Origin of the sequence: Priestia sp. BR_2 (genome assembly GCF_041954005.1) — a bacterium.
GTDB lineage: Bacteria > Bacillota > Bacilli > Paenibacillales > Paenibacillaceae > Paenibacillus_AQ > Paenibacillus_AQ lautus_A.
Genome location: NZ_JAVFHM010000289.1, coordinates 136,497 through 153,672, shown reverse-complemented (window position 1 = coordinate 153,672; position 17,176 = coordinate 136,497). Strand labels below are relative to the sequence as shown.

General features: G+C 49.5%; 14 protein-coding genes. 5 read left to right on the top strand and 9 right to left on the bottom strand.

The features are described from left to right. On the top strand, positions 1-771 hold a 771-nt coding region (locus RB298_RS23535), incomplete at its 5' end, for an acyltransferase (RefSeq protein WP_486048830.1). Positions 772-777: 6 nt separating this feature from the next. Beyond that, positions 778-1,941 (top strand): glycoside hydrolase family 18 protein, encoded by a 1,164-nt coding sequence (locus tag RB298_RS23530; protein ID WP_486048828.1) that lies wholly within the window; start codon positions 778-780, stop codon positions 1,939-1,941. Between the two features lie 200 nt (positions 1,942-2,141). Here the strand turns inward: RB298_RS23530 and RB298_RS23525 are convergent, their stop codons facing one another. Further along, positions 2,142-2,669: a DinB family protein gene (locus RB298_RS23525; protein ID WP_192570217.1), complete on the bottom strand. Its 528-nt coding sequence runs from the start codon at positions 2,667-2,669 to the stop codon at positions 2,142-2,144. Positions 2,670-2,793: 124 nt separating this feature from the next. Then, positions 2,794-3,930, bottom strand: a complete 1,137-nt coding sequence (locus RB298_RS23520) for a VanZ family protein (protein WP_486048826.1) — start codon at positions 3,928-3,930, stop codon at positions 2,794-2,796. A gap of 238 nt (positions 3,931-4,168) precedes the next feature. Between RB298_RS23520 and RB298_RS23515 the strand changes: the two genes are divergently transcribed. Then, positions 4,169-4,570 carry a MerR family transcriptional regulator gene (locus RB298_RS23515; protein ID WP_096777196.1) on the top strand — a complete coding sequence of 134 codons (402 nt, stop codon included), beginning with the start codon at positions 4,169-4,171 and terminating at the stop codon, positions 4,568-4,570. A gap of 11 nt (positions 4,571-4,581) precedes the next feature. Then, on the top strand, positions 4,582-5,430 hold the full coding sequence (locus tag RB298_RS23510; protein ID WP_486048824.1) for an SDR family NAD(P)-dependent oxidoreductase: 849 nt from the start codon (positions 4,582-4,584) through the stop codon (positions 5,428-5,430). Between the two features lie 49 nt (positions 5,431-5,479). Here RB298_RS23510 and RB298_RS23505 read toward each other — a convergent pair whose 3' ends face one another. From RB298_RS23505 to RB298_RS23485, 5 genes are all read right to left on the bottom strand, one after another. Further along, entirely contained in the window at positions 5,480-6,469 is a 990-nt protein-coding gene (locus tag RB298_RS23505; RefSeq protein ID WP_486048822.1) for a phosphotransferase, read from the bottom strand. Positions 6,470-6,790: 321 nt separating this feature from the next. Then, a complete protein-coding gene (locus RB298_RS23500; protein ID WP_486048820.1) occupies positions 6,791-8,269 on the bottom strand; it encodes a protein adenylyltransferase SelO in 1,479 nt (492 codons plus the stop codon). A gap of 177 nt (positions 8,270-8,446) precedes the next feature. Next, the gene (locus tag RB298_RS23495; protein WP_192570212.1) at positions 8,447-9,187 is read right to left on the bottom strand and encodes a Bax inhibitor-1/YccA family protein; all 741 of its coding nucleotides are present in this window, start codon (positions 9,185-9,187) and stop codon (positions 8,447-8,449) included. A gap of 204 nt (positions 9,188-9,391) precedes the next feature. Further along, on the bottom strand, positions 9,392-10,264 hold the full coding sequence (locus RB298_RS23490) for an SMI1/KNR4 family protein (RefSeq protein ID WP_213580820.1): 873 nt from the start codon (positions 10,262-10,264) through the stop codon (positions 9,392-9,394). Between the two features lie 181 nt (positions 10,265-10,445). After that, a complete protein-coding gene (locus tag RB298_RS23485) occupies positions 10,446-13,133 on the bottom strand; it encodes an Ig-like domain-containing protein (protein WP_486048818.1) in 2,688 nt (895 codons plus the stop codon). Between the two features lie 340 nt (positions 13,134-13,473). Between RB298_RS23485 and RB298_RS23480 the strand changes: the two genes are divergently transcribed. Continuing rightward, a complete protein-coding gene (locus RB298_RS23480) occupies positions 13,474-13,911 on the top strand; it encodes a VOC family protein (RefSeq protein ID WP_375121966.1) in 438 nt (145 codons plus the stop codon). Between the two features lie 95 nt (positions 13,912-14,006). On the opposite strand, the gene RB298_RS23475 is transcribed toward RB298_RS23480, so the two are convergent. Beyond that, positions 14,007-16,106: a cytoplasmic protein gene (locus RB298_RS23475; protein ID WP_486048816.1), complete on the bottom strand. Its 2,100-nt coding sequence runs from the start codon at positions 16,104-16,106 to the stop codon at positions 14,007-14,009. A 348-nt stretch (positions 16,107-16,454) separates the two neighbouring features. Then, complete coding sequence (locus tag RB298_RS23470) at positions 16,455-17,090, bottom strand: hypothetical protein (RefSeq protein ID WP_486048814.1); 636 nt, start codon at positions 17,088-17,090, stop codon at positions 16,455-16,457. Positions 17,091-17,176: the final 86 nt, after the last annotated feature.

Here is a 17,176-nt window from a genome sequence, read left to right as displayed (position 1 = left end):
TTCTGGCCTGGTGCTCACTGCTTGCGTATCGACTTCGGCTCCCGCGTGCTGACCGAACGAAATTCCGTCAATCTCTGGGTCATGTACGGTATTATTGCCATCTATAGGTCGGTGGCGCTGATCAGCAAATTCATCCCGTCGTGCAGCGAGCAGTATCTGCGGTATTATCGGCTTGTCTGCTTCAACGTCAGCCTCGTCTATCTTTTCATCTCGGATGTCGTCTTCCGCGCAACGGATCAATACATCAACATTCCGATCATGAACATCCCGTTCTTCATGGGATTTCTGGGTTATTTCATTCTGGGGTACTATCTCTTCCATTTCGAGCTGCCGCTTAAAGCCAAAAACATTCTGTACAATCTGGGCATCGTCTCTTTTTTTATCACGCCGGTTGCCACCTACTTCGTATCGCTGCGCAGCGGCGTACTGGATGAGATGTTCTATGGCAATTACTCCATCACCACGTTCTTCATGGCTGTCGGGTTGTTTATCTTCTTCAAGGAGAAGGAAGCCCGAATCAGCGATAAAGTGAATCATAAAGTCCAAAAATTGATCAGCTCGCTCTCCCGGGCCAGCTTCAGCATCTACCTGATTCACCTGCTCGTTGAAATGATGCTATCCGGCCGAACCGAAATCGAGGCCACGTTCCTGGAAGCCTCCCTTAGTCTGATCGTGAATATCACCATTATCTTCGCCATCAGCTATATCACCGTCAAGGTGTTAAACCTAAGCAAAACGGCAACCTACATTCTATTCGGCGGGCGGGGTTAAAGGACGATGAGAATAACGATATATACGAAAATATTCATTGTGGTGCTGCTTGCAGGCATGGGTCTTTACTTCTATCAGATCTCCGCGGCGGAGGACCGGAAAATCACGGCGGTCTACGTGGAGGCTTGGCAGGATTACCGAAACATCAAGCTATCGGAGAAAGGCGTGGACATTGCGTTTATCGCTTTTGCAAAGATCAAGGGAACGGAGCTCTACTTCCATGAAGACATCACGACCAACAATCAAATCAAAGAAAACATCAAGCAGTTGAAGGCGGCGAATCCGAAGACTCAAATGGTGCTGGCTGTAGGCGGCTACGGAGCCGACGGCTTCTCGGACGCTGCGCTGGACGGCAACCGGTACCTCTTCACCGAGAGCATCATCAACCTGGTCAAGGAGCTGGACCTGGACGGCGTGGACATCGACTGGGAGTATCCGGCGTTCCATGCCTGGAACACGCAGAAGGCACGGCCGGAGGATACGAGGAATTTTACCAATCTGATGAAGGAGCTGCGGGAGAAGCTGTACAGGCTGCCTCACAAGAACAAGAAATATCTGCTGACCTTCGCTTCCGGAACGCAGGACTGGTACTTCCAGAACGTCGAGGTCAAAAAAGTGGAGAAATACGTGGATTTCATCAACGTCATGACCTACGACCTGACAGGCAAGTGGTCGGATACCACGGGCTTTAACTCCAATCTGTACGCAGACAGCCAGGGGAAATCCAAACACTCCATTGACGGCATCATCTCCATGTACCTGGACCACGACATCGACAGCAGGAAGCTGCTGCTCGGCATCCCTGCCTACTCGTACGGCTGGAAGAACGTGAAGGAAAACAAGGGGGCCAAGAACGGCCTCTTTGCTCCCGGAACGCCCATCGACATCGACAAGGTAAATCTGCATTATAAGCAGATCGAGAAAGCCTACCTGAACAAAAATGGCTTCAAGCGCTACTATGACAACAAAGCCAAGGCTGCCTACCTCTATGACGGCCATACCTTCATCAGTTACGAGGATCAGGAGGCCTTGAAGGAGAAGGTGAGCTACATCCAAAGCAAGAATCTCGCGGGCGCGATGGTCTGGCAGTATTCGCAGGATGCAGAGGACGGCATAGTGAAATATTTGAGCGAGCATTTGAACGAGCGTCAGCAAGCCGCCAAACGGTAACATGCGGTGCCTGCCTTAAGCGGAGCTGCACCCCCGTCTTGGGGGAGCGGTAGTTCTGGTAGACAACCAACTCTATACGTGAAAAAAAGCCGGTGATCCTCGCAGTCGAATGCGGATCATCGGCTTTTTATTATATAGGCAAGACTCCTGCGGTGCTTACCCCCGGACATATAGAGGGTAGGGCCTGCCGATTGACATCATCATCGTCTCTTCAGAATTCCCAAATACTCGATCCATGGCCCCACGTCATGCCGGTAACGCTCGGCCAGGACCCGCACAATTTGAGACGTATGCGTTAAATCGTGAACCACCCACGTCGACAGCAGCTCTCTTAATTTCACCACGCCGAATGCCGGGTGCAGGCCCGTCCGTTCGAAATCCGGCGCCGAATCCATCAGAACCTTCAGTTTAGCCAGATTTTGAGTACGGATGGCCTTGAACGCCTGCAGCTTTTGATCGATGGATTGCTCAGCCGCCTCGTTCAAGTGGGCGTAACGGTCAAAGGGCGGGAACGGCTTGTCCTCCCCTTCCTGCAGCATAAACTCCAGCCGCGGTATCCAGTTGGTCCGCTCAGCTTCGATAAGGTGCTCGATCACCTCCATGGCATTCCAGGTGCCTTCCCCTTCATGGCTCCTAAGCCATCCATCCGATAAACCGGATAACATGTGCTCCAAGGTGACGGGGGTTCGTTCCAGAATCTCAACGGCTTCCTTGATATCAAAATTCATGCTCCCTCAGCTCCCATCTGTTCCGTATTCACCATGCCACTTCCTATGGAAACCGGAATCGTCTCGATTTAATAACGCAATCGACTTATTCTTGGTTCCATATAATCCGTAATTTTTACATTGATCACTTTTCACCCGTGATTCTAACAGCCTCTATGCGACTGTATCGATTAAAGTAAAGAACGTTGTCCTTTTTGATCCATCTAATCACGATATGGCAGAAGATAAAGAACCATAACAGGCCTGTAAGGAAAACCACCCCAATTGCAAAAAGGTTGGCTAGAAGATCTTCTCCCATATGATTCGAAAATATCTCCGATAAGGCTGAGCACAGTAAAGGCAAATAGACAATGGCGTAACGTCGGCTCAAGCTTCCTATCCAATTCCCCTTTTCCGGAATTAATCTCATGCGAACGATCTTGGAGCCCAACGTATTTCCCTTCCAAATCACAGGGATAACGACCATCAACACAAAGAAAACAATGGCAAAGATGATCTCGTCAACCAATAATCCTCGACTCTTCAGTAGCCCTAATATAAAGCCGGTTATCACTCTGGCAATCATAATATTTAGAAGAATCTCCATGAGTTGGGCACCAAAGGTTGCTTTTCTCTGATTGTGAAAGAAGTGGCTTTGCTCACTAAGGGTTTCCCGCGATGGTATTAACACCAAAAACATGGGGGCGAGTATAAAGCCAAGTACAGTCCCAACCGTATTCGTCAACAAATCATCTACATCAAATATACGATAGGGGCATTCAAAAAAGCCAAACAAAGCGGTTCGTTGGGTGATTTCAAAGAAAAGCGAAACACCAAAGCCAATAAGAGCAGCATGAAACCATTTTGCTTTACCTTTGAAAAAATACCTCAGAAACACACCTAAAGGAAACAAAAGCAAAACATTAAAAAACATTTGATAAAAGGCCCGCGTTGTTAACAAATGGAGATAACTTGAGGGGTTCGTCCAATGAAATCCGCTTTCACGCTGAATATCCCGTATAAATTGAAAAGGTCGATACTGAATGAGAATCGTACCGGGATCCATTGAAGCACAATTATTCCGGGCACTGGGGAGTGGAAAAATCACTAAAAAGAAAGCACTTAATCCATACAAGATAAAACTAAAGATAAGTAATGTTCTCCAAAAGCTAAAGTACCCATGTTTACGGTACTGATAAACGGCCCAAGAAAGCGTCAGAAAAGACGCTAATAAAAAACATACGGAGATCGCAATGAAAATAGGCAATACATAAGCTTGCATTTCATTCTCCCTTTCTAGAAGCAGCTAGAGAAATAACAACTGAAAAGATAAATAATCTTTAGTCTTTTATATAAGCATTTCCAAAAGATCGATCTGGCAATACGTTATGATCCATTTCATCAAAGGGCACAGAGACGTAAATGATCTGTGAATAAAAAATAGATATTGACTTGGTGTTAACACCAAGTTGTACGATAACGTTGCAACTCGTTACGAGCTGCAGAAATGAGGTGACCTCATGGGAGAAACATTCTCCATCAAGCAAGTGTCTGAACGAACCGGATTGACCGAGGATGCCATTCGCTATTACGAAAAAATCGGGCTCCTCCCCTCTCCCAAAAGAAAGGATAACGGCCATCGTGTCTATCACATAGAGGATGCCGAAATTATGGAGTTGATCACATGCCTGAAGAAGACAGGAATGTCGCTGGAGGATATGAAAGCCTATGTGCATCTTCCCTTTAAGGAAAATATTCAATCCGTTCCGGAGCTGAATGCCATGCTCCAGAATTACCGTCAAAAAATTACCGGTCAGATTTCGGACCTGCAGCGCATTCTGCGTTTCATCGATGACAAGTTGAACCAAAATCAGTCCCTGCTTAATCCCGAAAAGGCGGCCAGCAAAGAATCTGAAGTATAGGAGATTTACACATGACAGAGAAAAGAATGAATAACGTCGCCTTGATCACGGGAGCAAGCTCCGGCATTGGCTTGGAGTTAACCAAGCGATTGTTATCCGAAGGCTGGCAAGTCCTCGCTTTGATCCGTTCTGCCTTTCCAACGGACGATGCACGGATTCAAGATACACTGCGATTGCGGCAGCTCAGAACGTACAAGGCTGATTTATCGGATTTCACGGATCTCCAAGCCTCGCTGGATCAGATCAAGAAACACGAGAGTCATATTGACTTGCTGTTCAATAACGCAGGCGTCTCCTTCGGCGAATTATCCTACTCCCAACAAGGACGGGAGATGCATTTTGAAGTAAACTCGATCGTCCCTTATATCATCTTGATGGAACTGAAGGAGCTTCTTGGGAAGGGCAGCTTCAAGACGGTAATCAATACGTCTTCGAATGCGTTGTTGTATCTCAAACAGTTCGATCACCGTACCTTGGCGTCCCCTGTCGGGTTCAAGAAGCTGATTGGGCCTTATGCTGCGAGCAAATTAGCCTTATCGTTGTGGACTCAGGAGATCGCCCCTTCCATGCAGGCAGATGGCATTACGATCCGAAGCGTCTGTCCGGGAGGGAATAAAACAACCATGACCACAAACGCCGGGATGCCAAAATTTATGATCCCGATCCGTAACCTGTTCTTCTCCCATCCCAGTGAAGGAGCTTCACGCCTGTATGAAGCAGCGCTAGGTCAATCCCGACAATCGACGGGGGCATTTCTCAACAAGGGTAAAGCAACGCCTTTAAAATTCTCAAGCCAAGGTGCAGAGCTGCTTAGCACGATCGAGCTAATCTATAAGCAAGAGTTCGCAGTCAAATCTTAGAACCTATGCAGCGGAGGGTTCGTGATGTTTCCAGCCTAGCTCATGAAGTCTAGTTATCGAGCTGCCATTCCTCCATGAATCGTAGGGTGTTGCGAGCATGATAATCAGCCAAATTCGAAGCAAAGACCCGATCCGGAAATCCACGGTGAAGAAGCTTCAAGCCGCCCGAGGTTAATGAGATATAGTGATGCAGACGGTAAAATAGCATCCGATTCGGATCAAGCCCGTTTTGTTGGAAATACCGATAATGCTTCCCGAATCGCAGCTCCAGAAATGTATGCTCATGCTCGATGTCGAAGAATTGCGCACCTTCAATATCAATGAGATAGGGCTCTAAACGGTCTGTGACCAGGACATGGTCGGGTCCCAACTCGCCGTGGATAAAGCCATATCGCTTGCGTGAATCTATCCTGGATTCCAGTTCATGCAACACAGCGAGCAGCCTGTCGTGATTCTTCCGGATACTCTCGTTATGCAGGACGATGTAGGACAGCTGTTCCTTGGCATTTTCCAGCTGTACAAGATGGCATCGCTCCCGTTGGTTCCCGCTTTGATCGGGCTTTCCGTAACTCTGCCTGTGGTTTGCATGCATGCGTTCGATCATGCTGCCTATCCGTTCCAGGACCTCATCCCGGACCCGTTGGTCCGGGTCCTGAAGGCAAGCTTCTGCCTTCTGTCCTTCAATACATTCAACAAGAGCATAGTCAAACGGGTAACGGTCCTGTCCCGTGTGAAGATCATATAGAGCAGGCGTAGAAATACCATGATTCCTTAACCATCTGTTATTGGTTTCGAACGAATGTCCGCCAAAGGATCGTTCATGCACACGCTCGTTCGCTATTTCTTCCTGAAAATAATTCTTCGTCAAATCCCACACATACAGCACGCAGGCAAATCCATTGCGACAGTGAATTTTATAGACCACCTTTTGCGCTCCGCCATGCATCTTCTTTACATCCGCGACAATATATCCGGTACCCAAAACCTTCCCGACATACTCCTGTACATCTGTTTCATCGAGGTGACAAGTCCAACTCATGAAACCACGCTCCATTCCATTGTTTTTGCCGGCTCCCCCACTCTATGGCATTTCCGGGCAAAAATATAGACTATTTCTTTCGGCTCTGCTATGATGTTGAATTAGGTCTCGAATAAAACAGCCATACGATTTATAGCCCTTGGACGCTTGGTCCAGGGGCTTTTTTGATGTGTTTTATATATAAAAAAGACCAAGCAAGGTCATTCTTGCTTGGTCTTGATGCATCTCGGATATCGGATCTCGCATCCGCTGCCCGTGGTACACGATGATCAACTATCCATCCATCATCTTCGGGACGTTCCACGGGTGGCAATCCTTCCCTTACGTGCCGCAGAAGGTACGGTAAGGACGGGAACGCTCGGGCACGATCGCATATTCCGCTTGTTCCGGGGAATGCGCGTATGGATCAGACAGAACGTTCAGCAGCTCTTTCATCACGCTGTAGTCCCCTTCGTTCTCCGCGGCTTCCAGCGCTTCCTCCACCCGATGGTTCCGCGGAATGACCGCAGGATTGCTGCTGCGCATCAGCTGATGGGATTGGTCCCTGGATTCCTGCTGGCGGCCAAGCCTTGCTTGCCAGCGCTCGTACCAGGAAGCTAATTCCGGCGTGCCGTTTAGAGGCGTGTCCTCCAGCTTGTCAAACGTTAGCGCACGGAAGGTATTGGTATAGTCTGCCTGCTGATTTTTCATCATCTTGAGCAGGTCTTCAATTAGAGATTCGTCCTCCTCCTCTTCATCGAAGATCCCCAGCTTGGCTCTCATGCCTGCAAGCCACTGCTCGTGATACAGATCGGTGAAGGACCCAATCGCCCCCTCGGCCAGCTTGATTGCCTGCTCTTCCTCTTCATGCAGCAGCGGAAGCAAGGCTTCCGCCAATCTTGCGAGATTCCAAGCGGCAATATACGGTTGGTTGACATAGGCATAGCGGCCTTGAGAGTCGATGGAGCTGAATACCGTATTCGGGTCAAAGGCATCCATGAAGGCGCAAGGCCCATAATCTATCGTTTCGCCGCTGAGGGTCATATTATCGGTATTCATCACCCCGTGGATAAAACCGACAAGCTGCCATTTGGCGATCAGGACCGCCTGACGCTGGATGACCTCCTGAAGCAAGACCAGATAACGGTTGGCACCGTCACCAAGGTCTGCCTTAGGGTAATGCCGCTGCAGGGTGTAGTCGGCCAGAGCCCGTAAATCCTCGGTTGTCCCCGCTCCCCTAACATATTGAAACGTCCCCACTCTTACGTGACTTGAGGCCACGCGGGTCAGGATGGCGCCCGGCAAATCCCTTTCACGGGTGACAGGCTGGCCGGTCGCCACAACCGCCAGGCTTCGGGTAGTCGGAATGCCCAGCGCATGCATGGCTTCGCTGATAATATACTCGCGCAGCATCGGACCCAGGGCAGCCCGGCCATCGCCTCCCCGGGAATACGGCGTCCGGCCCGAGCCCTTGAGCTGAATATCCATGCGATCTCCCTGCGGCGTGATTTGTTCACCCAACAGAATCGCACGGCCGTCGCCCAGCATCGTAAAATATCCGAATTGGTGCCCGGCATATGCCTGAGCGAGCGGCTCGGCCCCCTCGGGTATCTCGTTGCCAGCAAGCATTGCCGCTCCCTCCGGGCTTTGCAGGGCATCGGCGTCCAATCCCAACGACGCTGCCAGCGGTTCGTTTAGAACAATCAGTTCCGGCGAGCGCACCGGCGTGGGATCTTGCTTGGTAAAAAAAGATGCCGGCAATAACGCGTAACTATTGTCAAAATTCCATCCTATATCGTTCAAAGCTTTCCGGTTGGTCATGGGATCTCCTTCTTCAAGCAATTTGATGATGACGGTATCTACCTATTATTTAAACACAAGTCGCTCTTTGTAGGGTTTACTGAGGGAAATTTATTATTCTGCTGATTAATCGCTGCATTCATAAAAAAAATCGCCATCGAGAATCCCTCGACAGCGATGTTTGGTTCTTACGAATCCTTAGTCCCGATTCGCCAGCTTCGCCAGCAACCGGATAATTTCGATGTACAGCCAGACGAGTGTTACCAGCAAACCAAACGAGCCGTACCACTCCATATACTTGGGTGCGCCATGATGCGCGCCCTCTTCAATAAAGTTAAAATCCAGCACGAAATTGAGTGCGGCGATGATGATGATCACAACGGAAATTCCGATACCGATCGGTGTGCTGTCATGCAGGTAAGGTACCGTTACGCCGAACAGGCCGAGAACCATGCTAAACAGGTAGACAAGCGCAATGCCGATCGTTGCCGCGATAATCCCCTTTTTGAAGCCTGGCGTCGCCCGGATCAGACCTGTCTTATACGCGAGCAGCATGCCCAGGAATATGCACATCGTCAGTAAAGCCGCCTGCAAAGTAATGCCATAGTACAGATATTCGTAATGCGCGGATAATGCACCCAGGAAGAAGCCTTCCAGGATCGCATAGATCGGCGCCAGATACGGCGCTGCCTTCGGCACGAAGCTGATGATCAGCGCCAGGACAAAACCGCCGATCGCTCCGCCGATCATGAACGGGAATACCTCATACCCGTTAAAAAACATAACCCAAGAAATGACCGCTGCCCCGATCAGCAGCGCGAGCAGCATGAACGATTTGTTCACCGTTCCGCCAATCGTCATCGTTTCTTGATTGTTGTAATACCCACTCTTCTCAAAGGTTTCTTCGTTGAGTGTCGGATTTCCACTGCGCCCTATCAAATAAATTGCCTCCCTAACCGTCTGTTTTATATCCATTTTAACATAGGTTGGAATATTTTAGGATACGCAAAATATTGCATTACGGACGAATCCAACCGAATTAGAAACTAACGGTATGCAAAAAGAAAAAAAGCATCTCCTGCAGGGGATGCTTTCTTTGTTAGAAGCGAGATCATGGATCGTGAATTCGCCTTGCCTATCTTTTTACTCCAATCCACTAATGAAAGCCTCGAAGTTCGCGGCAAGACGGGTGATTTTGTAATCGCTGGCCTTGTCCACATGAATAACCTCCGGCTCTCCATCGTTCCCCGATGAACGGTAATCCAGCATCACGACCTCGGACGGGGACGGACAATCGCAAATCACCACGCCAATCTCAGGATATCCGCCGTTCTCGATCATAAAGCGGCTGCCCAGGCTTCCGCACAAGGATTTTTTCTTGTCTCGTCCGATTCCCAGAATACCTGATATTTCAATAAAATCCTGTGCTCCACCCTCTATAGGGAATTTCCGGTTTCGGGGAATCCCCCCGTTATGTACTTTCATGGCTTGAATATAAGATGCCGGCAGCTTGAAGACCAGCGCTTCCTCCACGGATTCGATCAGCTCGTCCGTAGGCGGAGCAGAGACGTATTTATCGGCCTCCGGGGCGCCGTCATCCCAGAAATTCAGTACGTCAGGATCCGTATAAGACACGGCGGCACTGGACTTCTCTGCTGGCTTCGGAGCCGTTTTGTTCCGGATCCATTCCAGAAACTCCAGCGTATCCTCATCTCCAGGTTCTAAATGATCGGCCACTTCGAACGCTTTGCGAGCATCTTCGTAACGATCCAAATAGTAATATGCGAGCCCAATGCGGTAATGCCACAGCGGATCGTCCTTGCCCTCTTCCTGAATGGACAGAAATTGCTCAACCGCCTCTTCGTAGCGTTCGAGATTGTTCAGCGCCCGGCCCAAATGGCTGATCAGCGCATAATCCCGCTCTTCCTCCGGGATCTCCGAAATCGCATCTACGATTTCTTCAAATTCATCCTCTTCATGCCACTCTTCCAGCTGCTCCAAAAGCTCCTCATTCATCGTTCATGCCTCCCACTCTATTCATCCTTTCTGAAATTATACCATTCCAGCATAGCCCTCTCCAGCATGGAAGCTACAGAACTGATCGATATGACAACAAGCAAGCACACCTGCGGTTTATTACGTTCAATGCAAATACAGAGGACACTTTTTCGGCGTCCTCTGTATTCATCGCTAAACTTTATTTGGATTGACCTAACATGTTCATTAGAACGGTTACGGCCTCTGCCCTCGTGGTTTGAGCGCTTGGATTAAACTCGCCTGCGCCAATTCCCTTAACAATACCAAGTTCCTTCAGCGCTTCAACAGAGCTTTTCGCCCAATCAGGAATAGCCTTGTCATCTGAAAAAGAGGTTGTGGGGATGTCCTTGATGGATAGCTCGAGCGCATTCGCAATCATTGCTGCCATCTCAGCACGCGTCATTTTTGCATTTGGACGGAAAGAGCCATCCTGATAGCCTCGAATAATGCCAGCCTGGACGGCCTGCGAAACTGCCTTCCTAGCCCAGTCACCGATCCAAGCTGTATCTGTGAATATCAACTCCGCTCCAGCATCTGTCGACTTCAGCGCATTCATCAGCATGAGGGAAAATTCTGCACGCGTCACGGTGTTGCCCGGCTTGAACGTTTCATCCGGATATCCCGTCACGATACCCTCACGTACCGCTTCCTTAATGCTTACTTCGGCCCAATGTCCGGAAATATCGGTAAAGGAAATTTCCGTTGACGGGTCTGTTGGTTTGTCGACAACGGGCATTCCGTTGGCTTTATTTACTACGAGTGCTGCATACTTCGTAAAGTGATTGACCTCTACGGATATATAATTCTCCTGTATGATGCTGCCCTCGACTTTCACCCATGCCTTTTTCACTTCATTAAAGTAAAAGACGGCCGCTGTTTGATCGCTCTTTAAGCTTGCGACGTCGTAAGCTAAACTCAGTTTCACGGGTTTGTTAAAATTCCCCGAGACGTTTGTTAGAACTTCAAATACCGGGCTTGCCAAAACCTCGTTATTCTTTAAGAGAGCTTCGGTATGTTGTATTTTCTCTATCGATAATTTCAGCTCCTGAGGTGTGGCGCCTGCCGGAATGGAGATGATGATTTCTTTCCCAAGGCTAACCAACCCAGGTCTTCCTGTTGGCAGCGTGATTTTTCCATCGGATGAGGTAACTGTATTGTCCATGGGAGCCGATGGTTTGGACGAACCGCCCTCGCTGGCTGTACCTCCCCCATTAGAAGAACCGCCACCGTTAGAGGAGCTATTCTCGCGGGTCACAGTAATCGTGTAGATTCTGGTCGATTGATCGCTTGCCGTTACAACAATCGTGATCGTATTCGATCCCACGTTTAGCAGTATATTGGAGCTTGCTTGCCCGCTTAGTACTGAAGTACCGTTAACCGTTATCGTAGCATGACTATCAAGTGCAGTCGCCGTTACAGTTAATACGGAAACGGAGTGAGGCACGCTTGACGTGTACACTTCAGTTCCAGAAGCAAAGACAGGGCTTAGTGTCCCGTTCGATAACGCTACACTGCTCAAATCCGCAGATGCCGGCACCGTGAACACTGAGTACGAATTGGATTCCGTCAAGCCTGCTCCCGCATTGCCTGCGTAATCGGTCACCCCCGAGTTATCAAGCGTGATGTTATTCGTCGCAGCATTTACATTAGAATTCGGCGTGAGCGTTGCAGTCCATGTGATGTTGTCAGATGAACTAACGCTGCTTAACGCACCGTTTACCACCGTCAGGTCCCCATTGGCGAAGCCACTAACCGCTTCCGAGAATGTAATGGTCACCAATGAAGTTTCGCCAATAGATAACGCCGTGTCCGCTACTACAATGGTGGCGGTCGGCCGCTGTGTATCGATCGCGTAATTGTTCGAATCGGAGGTACCCTTACCCGCTTTACCTGCTGCATTCTGTACGCCCGTATTGTCGAGCGTAATGACATTGGTTGCATCTGTGATGCCAGTAGTTGGTGTTAACGTCGCCGTCCAGGTGATCCCGCCATCGGACGTACTTAAACCGCTTAATGTGCCATTCGCTACCGTCAGATCTGCTAGCGTAAAGCCTGTTACCGCTTCCGAGAACGTGATCATTACCAATGAAGTTTCACCAATCGATAGCGCCGTATCGGCAACCACGATCGTGGCCGTCAGCTGTGTCGTTTCAATCGCGTAATTGTTGGAGCTAGTGATACCAACTCCCGCATTGCCCGCCAAATCGGCCACGCCCGTATTATCGAGCGTGATGATGTTGGTTGCATCTATGATGCCAGAAGTTGGCGTCAACGTCGCCGTCCAGGTGATCCCGCCATCGGACGAGCTCACGGCACTCAGCGTACCGTTTGCCACCGTCAGATCTGCATTTGTGAAGCCTATTACCGCTTCCGAGAATGTAATGGTCACCAATGAAGTTTCGCCAATAGATAACGCCGTGTCGGCTACTACAATGGTGGCGGTCGGCCGCTGTGTATCGATCGCGTAATTGTTAGAATCCGTGGTACCCACTCCCGCATTACCTGCCGCATTCTGTACGCCCGTGTTGTCCAGCGTAATGACATTGGTTGCATCTGTGATGCCGGCGTCTGGCGTCAACGTCGCCGTATACGTGATATTGTCGGACGTGCTCAAACCGCTTAATGTGCCATTCGCTACTGTCAGATCTGCTAGCGTAAAGCCTGTTACCGCTTCCGAGAACGTGATCATTACCAATGAAGTTTCTCCAATCGATAGCGACGTATCGGCAACCATGATCGTGGATGTCGGAGATGATGCATAGACTACACCGGTCGGCTTGAGAAATAACAACCCCGCTACAATAGATACGATTAGAGATAACAGCCCTATTTTCTTGGCAAAATGCATATGTGCCTCCCCTAATGAGTGGATAAATTCCTCAATCTATCAAATTATGTACGTACCGTCGGAATTATCGCAGTTTACGCCATATTCCATATGATGTGAATTACTTTTATCGACAAATTCCAACCGCCTTCTATTGTATATCGTCCATTTCTTTCAAAATAGTGACTGCTGTCATGAAAATCGTCATTTTACATCCCCATATCATAAAAATGATAGCTCCTATCGTGTTAACCAAAAACCCCCACGCTTAGAAAAAAACCAAAACACTGACATAAAGACGTCAGTCATCACCGCTCATAATAGCCATAAAACCAATCTTAATCGTCCTAGGAGGAAATATATGATAAACACAAACCAAACATTGCGGGGATTTGCGACCATCAGTTACTGGGCAGATGATATGGAGGCGGCAAAGGCTTGGTATTCCGACCTGCTGGGTATTGCGCCATACTTCGAAAGGTCGGGTCCCGACGGGAAACTGGCTTACGCCGAATTTCGGATTGGGGACTACCAGCACGAGCTGGGTCTCATCGATCGCCGTTTTGCCCCTGGTCAGCCAACGTCCGGCCTCGGCGGAGCGATCATGTACTGGCATGTCGATGATATAGAGGCCACCCTCAGCCGATTGAAATCCATGGGTGCCCAAGAATACGAACCGCTCGCCCACCGCGGGGAGGGATTCATTACGGCATCCGTCACCGACCCCTTCGGCAACATACTAGGCATCATGTACAATGCTCATTACCTAGAGATACTGAATTCCAGAATCCAGGGGTAACCAGAAGCATGCTACTTCACTCTTCGATCCAGCAAAAAAGGAGCAGCCTAAGCTGCTCCTTATCTTAACGGCATCTACATGGCATCCGCATGAACTTACACAACATAATCCGCCATAATATGCTCGATATCGAACGGGGTCACCCCATGTTCCACCGAGAAGATCGTTTCCGCCTGTTCCGCATGATCTACGGACTCTCCTCTTGCCTTGGCATGCAGCATGAACAGATCATACAGATCGGGCTTCCGCAGGGCTGTCATGGCTTTGCCCATCAAGACCATCCCCTTCTGATTCCCCTCTACATTGTTGTAGTAGTGTGGATGTCTGGTTAGGGACAGATCGGTCCAGATGACCGTACGCTCCACCAAATCCAAGATAACGGGAATAGCGATCTGCGTATCGGCGGCGACATCGATTTTATTTGCCACCGTCGAGGGCTCGAATATTTCACCGGAACCGGGTTTCTTCCGCATCATCCAGCCCACGAAGCACTCCGGCAGGTTGCAGTACGGTTGATTTGTATACGAATGAAGAGTCGCCACAATATAACGTCCGCCGTATTGGACGATGGTTGGAATATGCAGATCAATGAATTCGCATGCTCCTTGAGGAGCTGACACGATATCCCCGCTGTGCACGGCCCTGTAATGGGAGGACCGCAGATTCGTATAAGAAATATGCTCGACGTACTGCCAGTCGTGATCATACATGACGGCGGACAGGTCAATATCCACGCGGCCCGTAGGCTCTCCGTTCACGCGTCCTTCCTTCCACCAGCTGAAGAAACGGATGGTATCCCCTTCCGCCATCGGCACCCGGCTTCCCCGAACTAACGTATGCAGGGCTTTGCTTGCCGATCTCTGCGAGAACGGCACATGATAGTCCTTCAATCGCTTATCGACATAGGCCTTCCCCAAGGGCGGCAGCGCGGCGAACCGCTGGATCAACGCCTGCTCGCATACCTGCACGATATCTCGGCATGCCGCTTCATCGATCTCCGGAAGCGTATGGGGTACGGCAAAGGCTTTAGCCACATTTCCTTTCGGGAAAAAGACGCGCAGCTCTTGAGGCTGGCGGCGGCGGGCAAAATGATTCTTCACTTGCAGCAAGACCGGCGTCGATACTTGATTCGCCACCTCGCCAAACGCCAGAACGACATACTCCGTATGTTCGGTGGATCGCAGCAACTGATCCAATCTGCGGGCAAACTCACCCGGACGCTGCATCAACAAATCGATCAAGTTCCAGACCTGGCCGTACTGAAATGCAAGCTCGACACTCCCGTTATAGGTGGTAAAGGGCTTGTGATTCCGCAAAATATCAAAGGCTTCCTCACAGCGTTTATACCGGTGCTTATATTCGGAAGGATGGAGGATTTCGCCCAAACGAATCCAGCGGTCCTTAAATCTGAGCATATCCTCCGTTATCGGATGACAGCGTTCCAGCAACCCCAGCAGCAGCCGTCTCTCGCGCCGCTTAAATTTACGAAACCGGGTGGCTTCCGCCAGGCTGACATCTCCGCCTGACCAAGCCACCGCTAGACGAAGGACATCGGTTGCGGTTTTGAAATAACGCCCGATCCGCTCGACGTTCCCCTTGTCATGCTTCATTAACGCAGCTGCCACGAATCCCGCATTCTCCTTGAACGGAATCTCGGAAGGGAGAATGACATCCAGTTCCTCGGGGTCGACAAGCTCAATAACGGCCTCAATATCCCCTTTATCCGTTGGGGAGATGGAGCCTTTAGCTTGGATCAGCTGGCGTATCATGGCATAGAAATCCGCCTTGCTTCCCAGATCAATGGTTTTCAGGTTGATGTCATCCTGCAGCGGAGGTCTCTCTTCATGCTCATATGCAGGCAAATCCCAAGTCAGATCATGATAGATGGCATTCAGGTACAGCTCCGCATCGTCCTCCTCCATCACCTGCATCGGGAACGCGGGATACATCGGCACATATTGTACATGCGCGCCTACCATCACCCTTAGATCGTCAATCAGCGGTTGATAAAGCGCTTCGAACTGCTCTTTGGATAAGGCTCGCACGGCGTTCAGCAATGGATACGAGAACGTATACCCAAGCTGCTCGATATTCTTCACGGCCGTCGCCAGATAAGCTTTTGGGAGACGATCCGATTCATTCTCTGCATCAACCATCAATTTGTTCGCTCTTCGTAAATAAATCGAGTTCATCATATCAAGAGTCCAGGAAAGCCATATCCCTAATGTCATTGAAAGAATTATAGAAGGAAGGAATATGATAGCCTGGACGCCTCCTCTCTTGAAACAAACTCCCTCAGGAAAGCTGCGACCCTAGGTTCGCCAAATGAAGTAGAAGGAAGGATCGCAATAGCCTGAAGGCCAAAGGTTCAAAGTCCATGACCTCAAATCTTTGATGAACCCATCATCCCATACCTTGCAGCCGGCCAACAGGGCGAAAGTATTACGACTTTGGAAAATGAGGAATGATTTCACTCTTCATCATGATGAAAAAGCGACCGCCGCAGTCCCGGCAATCGCTTCCTTGGTTAGTGTTATTCATTTTCATGAGAACTGCCAGAAGCCCGCTACCGGGTCCTGAACGTCATTTGGGGTGATTTTGGCGTAAATATACAGAGCTCCAAAGCCAAAAGGATAACTGCTGTCCTCTCGGAGCAGTGTCTCGGGATACCCATCTTCGTCCACCTGAAGCAAAAAGGAGAATCCTTCCTCCCTCAGCTTGGCCGAATAATAAGCTTCATCTTGGACCAGTCTCGGGCTCCCGCCGAATTTGATCAGGAAAGACTGATCCATCGAATGGAGGTCGCTGCATGTCTCTCGATGCGAAATAAGATGCTTGATCAGGTCCGGGTGCGCAAAATGATCGCTCAAGCTCTCGCCAGTCATTGGGTGCTCCATTACCTTGATAGAGCAATCAGGATATTGATTGTGCTCTACGTATTTCTCATAGTCATTAGGAATGAAAATAGAGATCATAGATGCAGGCTTGAAAGGATGAATAAGACTTAAATAGAAGTAATAGCCCAGGTCACCTTCTTGAATGGCATCCGTTTTGTCGTCGAAATAGGCCGGGGCATTGCCGCCGATCCAGCCCGTACTTTGTCCTGTAGATGGACCTCGACCGGCCTCATACAGTATACAGTCCTTGTGCTCAGCTAAAATATTCGCGTAATTTTTCATACATATGATATGAACCCGGTTAAAGGACCCTTTCCTCCTGCTGATTTAGTTCATGCAATGCCAAGTGATTTCGGCTTAATAGCCAG

What these genes read in the sequence shown, in the direction of transcription:
- RB298_RS23530 (WP_486048828.1), top strand. Translation starts at nt 778, where the DNA reads ATGAGAATAACGATATATACGAAAATATTCATTGTGGTGCTGCTTGCA.
- RB298_RS23525 (WP_192570217.1), bottom strand. Translation starts at nt 2,669, where the DNA reads ATGAATTTTGATATCAAGGAAGCCGTTGAGATTCTGGAACGAACCCCC.
- RB298_RS23520 (WP_486048826.1), bottom strand. Translation starts at nt 3,930, where the DNA reads ATGCAAGCTTATGTATTGCCTATTTTCATTGCGATCTCCGTATGTTTT.
- RB298_RS23515 (WP_096777196.1), top strand. Translation starts at nt 4,169, where the DNA reads ATGGGAGAAACATTCTCCATCAAGCAAGTGTCTGAACGAACCGGATTG.
- RB298_RS23510 (WP_486048824.1), top strand. Translation starts at nt 4,582, where the DNA reads ATGACAGAGAAAAGAATGAATAACGTCGCCTTGATCACGGGAGCAAGC.
- RB298_RS23505 (WP_486048822.1), bottom strand. Translation starts at nt 6,469, where the DNA reads ATGAGTTGGACTTGTCACCTCGATGAAACAGATGTACAGGAGTATGTC.
- RB298_RS23500 (WP_486048820.1), bottom strand. Translation starts at nt 8,269, where the DNA reads ATGACCAACCGGAAAGCTTTGAACGATATAGGATGGAATTTTGACAAT.
- RB298_RS23490 (WP_213580820.1), bottom strand. Translation starts at nt 10,264, where the DNA reads ATGAATGAGGAGCTTTTGGAGCAGCTGGAAGAGTGGCATGAAGAGGAT.
- RB298_RS23485 (WP_486048818.1), bottom strand. Translation starts at nt 13,133, where the DNA reads ATGCATTTTGCCAAGAAAATAGGGCTGTTATCTCTAATCGTATCTATT.
- RB298_RS23480 (WP_375121966.1), top strand. Translation starts at nt 13,474, where the DNA reads ATGATAAACACAAACCAAACATTGCGGGGATTTGCGACCATCAGTTAC.
- RB298_RS23475 (WP_486048816.1), bottom strand. Translation starts at nt 16,106, where the DNA reads ATGATGAACTCGATTTATTTACGAAGAGCGAACAAATTGATGGTTGAT.
- RB298_RS23470 (WP_486048814.1), bottom strand. Translation starts at nt 17,090, where the DNA reads ATGAAAAATTACGCGAATATTTTAGCTGAGCACAAGGACTGTATACTG.